Genomic DNA, 13,256 nt, shown 5'->3' on the forward strand with positions numbered 1-13,256 from the left:
TGACTATCCGTGAGTTACGGACTCTCTAATACGCATTGCGTTCAATCGCTCCGGTCCGACGGACGGCCGGAGGGCATGCCTGACGAAAAAAAATGCTTATAATGCCCAGCGTTTTTTTTCGCGTTGCAAGCATGGGCCCTTTCCAGCACCTGGCCCTTTTTCATTCTTTACCTGGATATCCAAAAACCTTGATTCGTCTGCTGAAATTTTTCGGATGGTCCATCGTCGCCGTTTTCTGTGGACTGCTCCTGGGTCTGAGCGGTGCTTTCCTTTACCTTAGTCCGGGATTGCCATCCGTGGAGGCGCTGAGAAGTATTCAGTTGCAGATTCCTCTGCGGGTGTACAGCAGCGACAACAAGTTGATCGCCGAATTTGGCGAAATGCGCCGCACACCGATCCGGTTCGCCGACATTCCCCCCAATTTCATCAATGCGTTACTAAGTGCTGAAGACGACAATTTCGCCAACCACTATGGCGTCGACCCCAGCAGCCTGATGCGCGCTGCCAGCCAACTGGTCAAGAGCGGGCATATCCAGTCCGGCGGCAGCACCATCACCATGCAGGTGGCCAAGAACTTCTTCCTGACCAGCGAACGCAGCTTCTCGCGAAAGACCACTGAAATCCTCCTGGCCCTGCAAATCGAACGGCAGCTGACCAAGGACGAGATCCTCGAGCTGTACGTGAACAAGATCTACCTGGGTAACCGCGCCTACGGCATCGAGGCGGCGGCGCAGGTCTACTACGGCAAGTCGATCCGCGATGTGAGCCTGGCGCAGATGGCGATGATCGCCGGCCTGCCCAAGGCACCGTCGCGCTTCAACCCACTGGCCAACCCGGCGCGCAGCAAAGAGCGACGCGACTGGATCCTGGGGCGCATGTACAAGCTGGGCAAGATCAGCGAGGCCGACTACACCGCAGCGATCAACGAGCCTTTGAACGCCAGCTATCACGTACCGACCCCGGAAGTGAACGCCCCTTACATTGCCGAGATGGCCCGTGCCGAGATGGTCGGGCGCTATGGCAGCGATGCCTACACCGAAGGTTTCCGCGTCACCACCACGGTGCCGAGCAACCTGCAGGAAATGGCCAATACCGCACTGCACGAAGGCTTGATGACCTACGACCAGCGTCACGGCTACCGCGGCCCCGAGTCACGCCTGCCAGGCAAGACCAAGGAAGCCTGGGCCCTGGAGCTGACCAAGCAGCGCGCCATCAGCGGCCTGGAGCCGGCGATCGTCACATCGGTGGACAAGGACGGCGTCAAGGTCCTGACCCGCAACGGCGAGTCGCAAGAGCACGTGAGCTGGGACAGCATGAAATGGGCCCGGCCATTCCTCAACACCAACAGCATGGGTGCCGCGCCCCGGCAGCCGTCGGACGTGGCCCAGGTCGGGGATCTGATCCGGGTGCAACGCCAGGCGGATAACAGCCTCAAGTTCAGCCAGATCCCGGCCGCCCAAGGCGCGCTGGTATCCCTCGACCCACAGAACGGCGCCATCCGCTCGCTGGTGGGTGGCTTCGCCTTCGAGCAGAGCAACTACAACCGCGCGCTGCAGGCCAAGCGGCAGCCGGGCTCGAGTTTCAAGCCCTTCGTCTACAGCGCCGCCCTGGACAACGGCTATACCGCCGCCAGCCTGGTGAACGACGCGCCGATCGTGTTCGTCGACGAGTACCTGGACAAGGTCTGGCGACCGAAGAACGACACCAACACCTTCCTGGGCCCGATCCGCCTGCGCGAAGCGCTGTACAAGTCGCGCAACCTGGTGTCGATCCGCCTGCTCCAGGCGCTGGGCGTGGACCGCACCATCGACTACATCGGCAAGTTCGGCTTCAACAAGCAGGACTTGCCGCGCAACCTGTCCCTGGCCCTGGGTACCGCAACCCTGACGCCGATGGAAATCGCCACGGGTTGGAGCACCTTCGCCAACGGCGGCTACAAGATCACCCCGTACATCATCGACAAGATCGAAAGCCGTAACGGCGAGACGCTGTTCGTCGCCAACCCGCCACGGGTTCCCGCGGGCGAGCAGGCCAGCGACGGCCTCGCCGCGCCGTCCGGGGCGACGTTCACGGTGAACCCGACACCGGGCGAAGCCGCAACCGCGCCAGGCCTGCCACAAGCGCCGGCCATCGCCGAACGCATCGTCGACGGTCGCACCACCTACATTCTCAACAGCATGCTTGAGGACGTGATCAAGCTCGGCACGGGCCGCCGTGCACTGGCCCTGGGCCGCAGCGACCTGGCGGGCAAGACTGGCACCACCAACGAATCCAAGGACGCCTGGTTCTCGGGTTACAACGCCGATTACGTCACCACCGTCTGGACCGGTTTCGACCAACCCGAAAGCCTGGGGCGTCGTGAGTTCGGCGGCACCGTGGCACTGCCGATCTGGATGAGCTACATGGGTGCCGCCCTCAAGGACAAGCCACCTCATACCCAGCCAGAGCCGGAAGGCATCCTCAGCTTGCGGGTCGACCCGGTCAGCGGTCGCGCCGCCACCCCAGGCACGCCAGGCGCGTATTTCGAGCTGTTCAAGAGCGAAGACACCCCGCCATCGGCCAATGAGCTGGGCAATGGCACGGCACCGGGCAGCCCGCTGCCGGCGGACGAAGCGGCGCCGATCGATTTGTTCTGACCGGGCACTCATCCCTGTGGGAGCCCAGCTTGCTCGCGATGGCGGCGGGTCAGCTTGCCTCGATGTTGAATGCCAGACTGCAATCGCGAGCAAGCTCGGCTCCCACAGGGATTTGTGGTGGCCATACAAAATCCGCAGGCACAAAAAAGCCCCGGCTCACAGGAACCGGGGCTTTTTGTTGAAGCGCTACAACGGCTTAGCCGTTGAAGACGTCATCCACGCTCTTGAGCGGGTAGTGCTTCGGATACGGCAGGGTGGCCACGCCGGTCTCGATAGCGGCCTTGGCCACGGCATCGGAGATCAGGGTGATCAGGCGGGCATCCATCGGCTTCGGAATGATGTACTCACGACCGAATTCCAGCTTGATGCCACCGTAGGCGTCGCACACTTCCTGAGGCACCGGCAGCTTGGCCAGCTCGCGCAGGGCGTTGGCGGCGGCAACCTTCATTTCTTCGTTGATGCGCTTGGCGCGAACGTCCAGGGCACCACGGAAGATGAACGGGAAGCCCAGTACGTTGTTGACCTGGTTCGGGTAGTCCGAACGGCCGGTGGCCATGATCACGTCGTTGCGGGTGGCGTGAGCCAGTTCCGGGGCGATTTCCGGATCCGGGTTCGAGCAAGCGAACACGATCGGGTTCGGCGCCATGCGCAGCAGGTTCTCCGCGCTCAGCAGGTTTGGACCCGACAGGCCGACGAATACGTCAGCACCGTCCAGGGCGTCCGCCAGGGTGCGCTTGTCGGTCGCGTGGGCGAAGACAGCCTTGTACTGGTTCAGGTCGTCACGGCCGGAGTGGATCACGCCAGTACGGTCAACCATGAAGATGTTTTCGATCTTGGCACCCATGCTCACCAGCAATTTCATGCAGGAGATGGCCGCAGCGCCGGCACCCAGGCAGACGATCTTGGCTTCCGGCAGGGTTTTGCCAGCGATTTCCAGGGCGTTGATCATGCCGGCGGCGGTCACGATCGCGGTGCCGTGCTGGTCATCGTGGAACACTGGAATGTCGCACTGTTCGATCAGGGCGCGCTCGATCTCGAAGCACTCAGGTGCCTTGATGTCTTCCAGGTTGATGCCACCGAAGGTGATGGAGATGCGCTTGACGGTGTCGATGAAGGCTTGCGGGCTTTCGGAGTCGACTTCGATGTCGAACACGTCGATACCGGCGAAACGCTTGAACAGTACACCCTTGCCTTCCATGACCGGCTTGGAAGCCAATGGACCGAGGTTACCCAGGCCGAGGATCGCGGTGCCATCGGAAATGACTGCAACCAGGTTGCCCTTGCCGGTGTACTTGTAGGCCAGTTCAGGGTCGCGAGCGATTTCGCGTACTGGCTCGGCTACGCCGGGGCTGTAGGCCAGCGACAGATCGCGGGCAGTAGCAGTGGCCTTGGTGAGCTCGACACTCAGCTTTCCTGGACGAGGATTAGCGTGATATTCGAGAGCGGCAGTTTTCAGATCAGACATGTGGGCATTCCGCTTTTACTGTGTTGGACAGACGGACCGCCGAGGATACGCGCCTCGCAAAGTCCCCACAAGACTGACCGGTCACCGCTGTCAAGCGCCCTACCCTACGACTTTGGGCCAAGAGCCGCGAAACATAAGGGTTACATGCATACAATCACAGCCGTTAATGTCTACAATTTTTATTGCGCAACCCGGCTCAGCATCGCCGCATCAGTCAACGGCAACATCCAGCGCGCCTGTCCGGGCTTCAAGCCACCTCGTCGCGAACGATCCACGACCCAGCCACGGGCCTGAATTTGCTGACCCTGTAGCCCTTCCAGCGCGGAAACGTCGAACTGCGACAGGACATTGGGCGCAACATGCAGCACAACCACGCCTTGCAATTCGATCCAAATACCGCCGCGATTGCGCTCAACCCGGCTCACGCGACCGCTGAGCAAGGCGAAGCCAGACGTGTTTATCTGCTCCGCTTTCAGTACAGGTGATTGGCGCCACACACCCAGTCCGGCCTGTCGGGCATGCCGCTCGGCGGCTTGCAGGCAATCGACCAAATCGACGTTCGGCGCAACCGCCACTTGAAATCCAAGCCCTTCGGCGAGCATCTGCGCTTCGAGGCTGGTACCGTCGATGGCGTAGACATGGGCCAACGTGCGCCCGTAGTGATCCTTGCTGTCTTTGCCGGGCGCCAGGCCGACCCGCCCATTGCTGGCATTCACCAGCGCTTGCAGGCGGTTACGCGCCACTACGGCAAACGGTTCGTCGGAACGGCCCTGCCGGCCCAATTCAGGCGTATTCAGGCCAATCAGTCGCACACTGCGACCATCGGCCAGGCGCAAGGTATCGCCATCCACCACGCGCTGCACCGCGACCGGCGCCAGGGCGCCCGGTGACGGACAGAACGCCTGGACGCCGGGCAGCCAAATCGCAGACATAAAAAAGGCGCCCGCAAGGGACGCCTTTTTCATCAGTCTGGAGCAGTCGTAACGACCATCCAAAATGATCAGCCTCAGGCCTTTTTCGCGCCGAAAGCACCGAAACGATCGGCGAACTTCTGAACGCGGCCGCCGGTATCCAGAGTCTTTTGCTTACCGGTGTAGAACGGGTGGCACTCGTTGCAAACGTCGATCGCCAGGGCTTTGCCGTAGGTCGAACGGGTTTCGAACTTGTTGCCGCAGCTGCAGGTTACTGCAACAACTGGGTATTCTGGATGGATATCGGTTTTCATGGTGTTTTCCTCAGGCTAGCGTGCCGCCACCCAACACTATTGTTGAATACCGCACGTAATTAGGCCGCGGATTCTACCAGACATCGCCATTCGCGCAAGCTATGCCTTGCACCAACCGTCTGCTAGGCTCCCGGCCTCAAGCCCGCTCCCACATTCAGCGCCAGCCTCACCCAATGCTTGTTTATTGAGATTGCCCCGCGTGCCCGACGCCATCCTGCGCCTCGCCTTGCCCTCGCCCCTGCGCCGCCTGTTCGACTACCGCGCCCCGGCCGGTGTCCCGCGTGCCCGGCTGCAACCCGGCATGCGCCTGCGCGTGCCATTCGGCCGGCGGGAAATGATCGGGATCCTGGTGGAAGTTACCGATCACAGCGAGGTGCCGGCCGACAAGCTCAAGCCAGCCCTGGCGCTGCTCGACGCCACCGCGCCGCTGCCCGCCTCGCTGTTCAAGCTGTGCCTGTGGACGTCCCAGTATTATCAGCACAGCCTGGGCGACACCCTGAGCTGGGCCTTGCCAGTGCTGCTGCGCCAAGGCGAACCGGCCGAGGCACGTCAGGAGCGGTTCTGGTCCGTGGCACCGGGCGCCTCGCTGGATGATCCGCGCATCGCCCGCGCCCCTCGCCAGCGCGAAGCACTGGCCACCCTCGCCCAGCATCCCCACGGCGTGGCTCATCAGTTGCTGAGCAAACTGATGCTCAGCAAGGACAGCCTCGATCTGCTGCTGGCCAAGGACTTGGTCCAGGTCGAAGTCCGCCGGCATGCCATCGGCGCCCATCACGAACATTGGCTGGCCCAACCGGAATTGCCGCTCAATGCCGAGCAGCGCGCCGCTTGCGAGGCGATTCGCGCCGGCTTTGACAGTTATCACGCCTTTCTCCTGGCCGGCGTCACGGGCAGCGGCAAGACCGAGGTCTACCTGCAACTGATCCGCCAGACCCTGGAAGCCGGCAAGCAAGCCCTGGTGCTGATCCCGGAAATCAATCTCGGCCCACAGACCCTGGCGCGCTTCGAACAGCGCTTCAACGCCCGGATCGCCCTGCTGCACTCGGCGGTCAACGACCGCGAGCGCCTGGATGCCTGGCTCGCCGCCCGGGACGGCGAGGCCGATATCATCATCGGCACCCGCTCGGCGCTGTTCACACCGATGAAGAATCCCGGCCTGATCATCATCGACGAAGAGCACGACGGCTCGTATAAGCAGCAGGAAGGCCTGCGCTACCACGCCCGCGACCTGGCGCTGGTACGCGCCCGCCAGGAAAACATTCCGATCGTCCTCGGCTCGGCCACCCCGTCCCTGGAAAGCCTGCACAACGCCCACACCGGCCGCTACGGCCTGCTACGCCTCAACGAACGGGCCGGCGGCGCCAAGCAACCGCGATTCCTGCGCCTGGACGTGAAAAGCCGCCCCCTGGACAGCGGTATTTCCGGGCCGATGCAACAGGCCATCGGCCAGACACTGGCGGCCGGGCAACAGGTGCTGGTGTTCCTCAACCGGCGCGGGTTCGCCCCGACCCTGCTGTGTCACGACTGTGGCTGGATGTCCGGTTGCGAACGCTGCGACGCACGGATGACCGTGCATCAACGCCACGGCGAACTGCGCTGCCACCATTGCGGCCACGTCGAACGCGTGCCCCGGCATTGCCCGCAGTGCGGCAAGGTGGACTTGCGTCCGGTCGGCGCTGGCACCGAACGCGCCGAAGAGCGATTGGGCATCCTGTTCCCCGATTACCCGGTGTTGCGGGTCGACCGCGACAGCACGTCGCGCAAGGACGCGATGAACCAGCTGTTCGCCACGATCCAGAAGGGCCAACCGTGCATCCTGGTGGGCACACAGATGCTCGCCAAGGGGCACCACTTCCCCCGCGTCACGCTGGTGGCGATCCTGGACGCCGACGGCGGGCTGTTCTCAGGTGATTTCCGCGCCAGCGAGCGCATGGCGCAACTGATTGTCCAAGTCGCCGGCCGCGCCGGACGGGCCGAAGAACCGGGCAAGGTGATCATCCAGACCCACCTGGCCGAGCACCCCCTGCTGATTCAACTGACCGAACAAGGCTATTTCGCCTTCGCCGAGCAGGCCTTGAGCGAACGCCGCAGCGCCGGCTTGCCACCGTTCGCGCACCTGGCGCTGTTGCGGGCCGAAGCCCACAAGCCGGGGCAGGCCGAAGGCTTTCTCGATGAAGCCTGCAGCGAAGCCGAACGCTTGCTGGCGCAGCAGAACCTCACCGGTGTCGAACTGCTGGGCCCGGTACCGGCACCGATGGAGCGCCGGGCCGGACGCTACCGCGCGCAGCTTTTATTGCAGGCCAATGCCCGGGCGCCTTTGCATCGTCTATTAAGTGCCTGGCTGCTGGCGCTCGAACAAATGCCCAGCGGCCGGGCCGTTCGCTGGTCGCTGGATGTCGACCCGGTGGATTTGTATTGACACCAGGGCCCCTGTGGCAGCGGGCCCTGTGGGTACGATAAAACCCCAACCGACCCGCTACAGTTGGCAAGCCCGCCTTCGCCACGGATAATGCCCAGTTTTTCCACCAGCGCATCGAAGCGCCGCCGCGCCTGCGGTTGAAAGAGAAGACCATGAAAGACACCATTCGCCAGCTCATCCAGCAAGCCATCACCCAACTCGTCGCTGAAGGTGTGTTGCCAGAAGGCCTGTCGCCGGCGATTCAGGTCGAAAACACTCGCGACAAGACCCACGGCGACTTCGCCAGCAACATCGCGATGATGCTGGCCAAGCCGGCCGGCATGAAGCCACGTGACCTGGCCGAGAAAATCATCGCGGCGCTGCCTTCGGACGAAAACGTCAGCAAGGCCGACATTGCCGGCCCCGGCTTCATCAATTTCTTCCAGAACACCCAGGCCCTGGCTTCGCGCCTGGACGCGGCCCTGGCCGACGCACACATCGGCGTGCGCAAGGCCGGCCCGTTGCAGCGCACCGTGGTCGACCTCTCGGCCCCCAACCTCGCCAAGGAAATGCACGTCGGCCACCTGCGTTCGACCATCATCGGTGACGGCGTGGCCCGGGTGCTGGAGTTCCTCGGCGACACGGTGATCCGCCAGAACCACGTCGGCGACTGGGGCACCCAGTTCGGCATGCTGATGGCTTACCTGCAGGAAAACCCGATCACCAGCGATGAACTGTCGGACCTGGAGAACTTCTACCGCGCCGCCAAGCAGCGCTTCGACGAGTCGCCCGAGTTCGCCGACCGTGCCCGTGGCCTGGTGGTCAAGCTGCAGGCCGGCGATGCCGAGTGCCTGGCGCTGTGGACCAAGTTCAAGGACATTTCCCTGTCCCACTGCCAGAAGATCTACGAGCTGCTGAACGTCAAGTTGACCATGGCCGACGTGATGGGCGAGAGCGCCTATAACGACGACCTGATCAACGTGGTCAACGACCTCAAGGCCAAGGGCCTGCTGGTGGAAAGCAACGGCGCCCAGTGCGTGTTCCTCGACCAGTTCAAGACCGCCGACGGCGAGCCGCTGCCGGTGATCATCGTCAAGGCCGACGGCGGCTACCTCTACGCCACCACCGACCTGGCGGCCGTGCGCTACCGCAACGGCGTGCTCAAGGCCGATCGGGTCCTGTACTTCGTCGACCAGCGCCAGGCGCTGCACTTCCAGCAGGTCTTCGAAGTGGCGCGCCAGGCGGGCTTCGTGACCCGTCCGATGGACATGGAGCACATGGGCTTCGGCACCATGAACGGCGCCGACGGCCGTCCGTTCAAGACCCGCGACGGCGGCACGGTGAAGCTGATCGACCTGCTGACCGAAGCCCAGGAACGCGCCTACGCACTGGTCAAGGGCAAGAACCCCGACCTGGCCGAGGACGAACTGCGCCAGATCGCCAAGGTGGTGGGTATCGACGCGGTGAAGTACGCCGACCTGTCCAAGCACCGCACCAGCGACTACAGCTTCAACTTCGACCTGATGCTCAACTTCGAAGGCAACACCGCGCCGTACCTGCTGTACGCCTACACCCGCGTGGCGGGCGTGTTCCGCAAGCTCGGCAAGGGCCTGGACGAAGTGGACGGCCAGATCGTGCTTGAGGCCCCTCAAGAACAGGAGCTGGCCGCGAAGCTGGCGCAGTTCGGCGAAGTGCTGAACAACGTTGCCGACAAGGGCACGCCGCACACCCTGTGCGCGTACCTGTATGACGTGGCCGGCCTGTTCTCCAGTTTCTACGAGAACTGCCCGATCCTCAGCGCCGATACCCCGCTGCAGACGCAAAGCCGCCTGCGCCTCGCGGCACTGACCGCGCGTACGCTCAAGCAGGGCCTGGAGCTGCTGGGCCTGGAAACCCTGGAGCGCATGTAAGTTGGCCGCCAAGAAAAAACCTGCACCCAAACGCGGCGCCAGTCGTTACCAGCCCCCGGCCAAGAAGCCGGTTCCGGGCTGGTTGTGGATGGCCATCGGCTTGTCCGTCGGCGCTTTCATCGTGTTTCTGATGAAGCTGGAGCCGGGCCAGGGCGACGACGTCAAGCGCGTCAAGCAAGAGCAGCAGAAAGCCACGCGCATCGCCGAGGCCAACAAGACCCCGCCGAGCCCGACGCAACCGGTGAAGCCGAAATACGACTTCTATACCCTGTTGCCGGAATCGGAAGTCATCGTGCCGCCCGAAGCCGTGCCGGAGAAAACCCTGCCGACCCCGCAAGTGCCCACGGCCCCCGTGACCCCGGCCGAAGCAGCGAAAATCGACACTGCCCGGGCCCAGGCGGCACTGGCCGGCATCACGCCGCCACCGGCCCCGCCGGTGCAGAAGGCCGCGCCGGTGACCAAGTTCTTCCTGCAAGCCGGCTCGTTCCGCAAGGAAGCCGATGCCGACAAGGTGCGCGCGCAGATCATCCTGCTGGGCCAGTCCGTGTCGGTGGAGTCCGGGACGGTGAAGGACGAGACCTGGTACCGGGTACTGGTCGGCCCGTTCAGCAACCGCGAGGAGCTGACCAAGGCCCAGAAACAACTGGCGGGCAGTGGTTTTAGCAACTTGTTGTTACAACAACGCCAGAGCCGCTGATTTCCGCATCCTGCGGTACCGATGGATGGCAATAACCTACTGTGGCGAGGGAGCTTGCTCCCGCTGGAGCGCGCAGCGCTCCCAAGCTTTTTGGGGCTGCTACGCAACCCAGCGGGAGCAAGCTCCCTCGCCACAACAGCGCTGCACCAGAAAATGCCGAATGCCGCTCGTCCCCTCCCCCACCCCGCAGTTGAAAATCCCCGCACCACCCCCATATGAGTTCCATCCGGGCATTTTCGCCCCGCTGCGTGGAGACTCTCCCTTGACCACCATCGTTTCAGTCCGCCGTCATGGCAAAGTCGTCATGGGCGGCGACGGCCAGGTTTCACTGGGCAACACCGTGATGAAAGGCAACGCGAAGAAAGTCCGTCGCCTGTATCACGGCGAGGTCATCGCCGGCTTCGCCGGGGCCACTGCCGACGCCTTCACCTTGTTCGAGCGTTTCGAAGGCCAGCTGGAGAAACACCAGGGTCATCTGGTCCGCGCCGCCGTGGAGCTGGCCAAGGAATGGCGTACCGACCGCTCCCTGAGCCGCCTCGAAGCCATGCTCGCGGTCGCCAACAAGGATGCGTCCCTGATCATCACCGGCAACGGCGACGTCGTTGAGCCCGAGGATGGCCTGATTGCCATGGGTTCCGGTGGCGCCTACGCCCAGGCCGCCGCGAGCGCCCTGTTGAAAAAGACCGACCTGTCGGCCCGGGAAATCGTCGAGACTGCCCTGGGCATCGCCGGCGACATCTGCGTCTTCACCAACCACACCCAGACCATTGAGGAGCAGGACCTCGCGGAATAAGCCTGCCATTCGTGCAACGGCTCATTCTTGCTTGAGGACCGCCAATTACTATGTCCATGACTCCCCGCGAAATCGTCCACGAACTCAACCGCCATATCATCGGCCAGGACGATGCCAAGCGCGCCGTCGCCATTGCCCTGCGTAATCGCTGGCGCCGGATGCAATTGCCTGAAGAACTGCGCGTCGAAGTGACCCCCAAGAACATCCTGATGATCGGCCCGACCGGTGTCGGTAAAACCGAGATCGCCCGTCGCCTGGCCAAGCTCGCCAACGCGCCGTTCATCAAGGTCGAAGCCACCAAGTTCACCGAGGTCGGTTACGTCGGCCGCGACGTCGAGTCGATCATCCGCGATCTGGCCGACGCCGCCATCAAGCTGCTGCGCGAACAGGAAATCACCAAGGTTCGCCACCGCGCCGAAGACGCCGCCGAAGAGCGCATCCTCGACGCCCTGCTGCCACCGGCGCGCATGGGCTTCAACGCCGACGCCGCCGCGACCCAGGATTCCAACACCCGCCAGCTGTTCCGCAAGCGCCTGCGCGAAGGCCAGTTGGACGACAAGGAAATCGAGATCGAAGTGGCCGAAATGGCCGGCGTCGACATTTCCGCGCCGCCGGGCATGGAAGAAATGACCAACCAGTTGCAAAGCCTGTTCGCCAACATGGGCAAGGGCAAGAAGAAGAGCCGCAAGCTCAAGGTCAAGGAAGCGCTGAAGCTGGTGCGCGATGAAGAAGCCAGCCGCCTGGTTAACGAAGAAGAGTTGAAGGCCAAGGCCCTGGAAGCGGTCGAGCAGCACGGCATCGTGTTCATCGACGAAATCGACAAGGTGGCCAAGCGCGGCAACGTCGGTGGCGCCGATGTGTCCCGCGAAGGCGTGCAACGCGACCTGCTGCCGCTGATCGAAGGCTGCACCGTCAACACCAAGCTGGGCATGGTCAAGACCGACCACATCCTGTTCATCGCGTCCGGTGCGTTCCACCTGAGCAAACCGAGCGACCTGGTGCCGGAACTGCAAGGCCGGCTGCCGATCCGTGTCGAGCTCAAGGCGTTGTCGCCGGAAGACTTCGAACGCATCCTGAGCGAACCTCACGCCTCCCTGACCGAACAGTATTGCGCGCTGCTCAAGACCGAAGGCCTGAACATCGAGTTCGCGCCCGACGGTATCAAGCGCCTGGCGCAGATCGCCTGGCAGGTCAACGAGAAGACCGAGAACATCGGTGCGCGCCGCCTGCACACCCTGCTCGAACGCCTGCTCGAGGAAGTGTCCTTCAGCGCCGGCGACCTGGCGAGCAAACACGACGAAGCGCCGATCCGCATCGATGCCGACTACGTCAACGGGCACCTGGGTGAGTTGGCGCAGAACGAGGACCTGTCGCGGTATATCCTGTAAGCCACGCGACGTGTGAGCAGGCTCCTGTGGCGAGGGAGCTTGCTCCCGCTGGGCTGCGAAGCGGCCCCCAAAAAAACGAGGTCGCCGCTTATCATGCGGATTGTCGCGTTTTTTTTTGGGGGGCTTCGCCCCCAGCGGGAGCAAGCTCCCTCGCCACATTCCGTTCACGCAAGGCTTCTCGAGACCGACGATCCCATGACCAAACTCCCCACCGCCATCAACCTGCACAAAGCCTCCAAGACCCTGACGCTGAAATACGCGCCGGACGAGGAGTACCACCTTCGCGCCGAGTTCCTGCGGGTGCACTCGCCTTCCGCCGAGGTCCAGGGCCACGGCAAACCCATCCTGCAGTACGGCAAGCTCAACGTCGGCCTGAGCAAGATCGAACCGGCCGGCCAGTACGCACTGAAACTGACCTTCGACGACGGCCACGACAGCGGACTGTTCACCTGGGACTACCTGTACCAGTTGGCGGTGCGCCAGGAAGACTTGTGGAACGATTATCTGGCCGAGCTCAAGGCAGCCGGGAAAACCCGCGACCCAGACCAATCCGTCGTCAAGCTGATGCTCTAATTCAAGGGCTGGCGCTTTAGGGCGAATTTTCTAGACTCATCTGCTTGAATGCCCGCGCGGCAACGTCAATGACTGGCCTGCTTGCGAAAAAAATTAAACTCGGGTAACCAATGGAACTGGCAAGTTACCTGCAATGGAACCGGGAGTTCCTTGCAAACATTTCCTCATTGA

At 63.0% G+C, this 13,256-nt stretch carries 10 protein-coding genes; 7 read left to right on the forward strand and 3 right to left on the reverse strand.

Annotation, left to right across the window (positions count from 1 at the left end):
* Positions 1 to 191 precede the first annotated feature (191 nt).
* Positions 192 to 2,636: a penicillin-binding protein 1A gene (locus ACODSJ_RS01335; RefSeq protein ID WP_489100216.1), complete on the forward strand. Its 2,445-nt coding sequence runs from the start codon at positions 192 to 194 to the stop codon at positions 2,634 to 2,636.
* 196 nt (positions 2,637 to 2,832) lie between these two features.
* On the opposite strand, the gene ACODSJ_RS01340 is transcribed toward ACODSJ_RS01335, so the two are convergent.
* From ACODSJ_RS01340 to rpmE, 3 genes are all read right to left on the reverse strand, one after another.
* Positions 2,833 to 4,101, reverse strand: coding sequence for a malic enzyme-like NAD(P)-binding protein (locus ACODSJ_RS01340; RefSeq protein WP_489100016.1), 1,269 nt, complete (start codon positions 4,099 to 4,101; stop codon positions 2,833 to 2,835).
* 179 nt (positions 4,102 to 4,280) lie between these two features.
* On the reverse strand, positions 4,281 to 5,033 hold the full coding sequence (locus tag ACODSJ_RS01345) for a thermonuclease family protein (RefSeq protein ID WP_489100017.1): 753 nt from the start codon (positions 5,031 to 5,033) through the stop codon (positions 4,281 to 4,283).
* Positions 5,034 to 5,107: 74 nt separating this feature from the next.
* Entirely contained in the window at positions 5,108 to 5,326 is a 219-nt protein-coding gene (rpmE, locus tag ACODSJ_RS01350; protein ID WP_489100018.1) for a 50S ribosomal protein L31, read from the reverse strand.
* A 199-nt stretch (positions 5,327 to 5,525) separates the two neighbouring features.
* Here rpmE and ACODSJ_RS01355 point away from each other — a divergent pair, with 199 nt between their 5' ends.
* The 6 genes from ACODSJ_RS01355 to ACODSJ_RS01380 all read left to right on the forward strand — a co-directional run bounded on the left by ACODSJ_RS01355 (position 5,526) and on the right by ACODSJ_RS01380 (position 13,085).
* Positions 5,526 to 7,745, forward strand: coding sequence for a primosomal protein N' (locus ACODSJ_RS01355; RefSeq protein WP_489100019.1), 2,220 nt, complete (start codon positions 5,526 to 5,528; stop codon positions 7,743 to 7,745).
* A 152-nt stretch (positions 7,746 to 7,897) separates the two neighbouring features.
* The gene (gene argS / locus ACODSJ_RS01360) at positions 7,898 to 9,634 is read left to right on the forward strand and encodes an arginine--tRNA ligase (protein WP_489100020.1); all 1,737 of its coding nucleotides are present in this window, start codon (positions 7,898 to 7,900) and stop codon (positions 9,632 to 9,634) included.
* Position 9,635: 1 nt separating this feature from the next.
* Positions 9,636 to 10,331, forward strand: coding sequence for an SPOR domain-containing protein (locus tag ACODSJ_RS01365; protein WP_489100021.1), 696 nt, complete (start codon positions 9,636 to 9,638; stop codon positions 10,329 to 10,331).
* A 262-nt stretch (positions 10,332 to 10,593) separates the two neighbouring features.
* Positions 10,594 to 11,124, forward strand: coding sequence for an ATP-dependent protease subunit HslV (gene hslV / locus ACODSJ_RS01370; protein WP_003196958.1), 531 nt, complete (start codon positions 10,594 to 10,596; stop codon positions 11,122 to 11,124).
* Positions 11,125 to 11,174: 50 nt separating this feature from the next.
* On the forward strand, positions 11,175 to 12,512 hold the full coding sequence (gene hslU, locus ACODSJ_RS01375) for an ATP-dependent protease ATPase subunit HslU (RefSeq protein ID WP_489100022.1): 1,338 nt from the start codon (positions 11,175 to 11,177) through the stop codon (positions 12,510 to 12,512).
* 195 nt (positions 12,513 to 12,707) lie between these two features.
* Positions 12,708 to 13,085 carry a gamma-butyrobetaine hydroxylase family protein gene (locus ACODSJ_RS01380; RefSeq protein WP_489100023.1) on the forward strand — a complete coding sequence of 126 codons (378 nt, stop codon included), beginning with the start codon at positions 12,708 to 12,710 and terminating at the stop codon, positions 13,083 to 13,085.
* The last annotated feature ends 171 nt before the right edge of the window (positions 13,086 to 13,256 follow it).

It is taken from the genome of Pseudomonas sp. FG6, from assembly GCF_057809015.1.

Bases quoted from the DNA above. Each gene is read 5' to 3' on its own strand.
- ACODSJ_RS01340 (WP_489100016.1), bottom strand. From the start codon at position 4,101: ATGTCTGATCTGAAAACTGCCGCTCTCGAATATCACGCTAATCCTCGT.
- ACODSJ_RS01345 (WP_489100017.1), bottom strand. From the start codon at position 5,033: ATGTCTGCGATTTGGCTGCCCGGCGTCCAGGCGTTCTGTCCGTCACCG.
- rpmE (WP_489100018.1), bottom strand. From the start codon at position 5,326: ATGAAAACCGATATCCATCCAGAATACCCAGTTGTTGCAGTAACCTGC.
- argS (WP_489100020.1), top strand. From the start codon at position 7,898: ATGAAAGACACCATTCGCCAGCTCATCCAGCAAGCCATCACCCAACTC.
- hslU (WP_489100022.1), top strand. From the start codon at position 11,175: ATGTCCATGACTCCCCGCGAAATCGTCCACGAACTCAACCGCCATATC.
- ACODSJ_RS01380 (WP_489100023.1), top strand. From the start codon at position 12,708: ATGACCAAACTCCCCACCGCCATCAACCTGCACAAAGCCTCCAAGACC.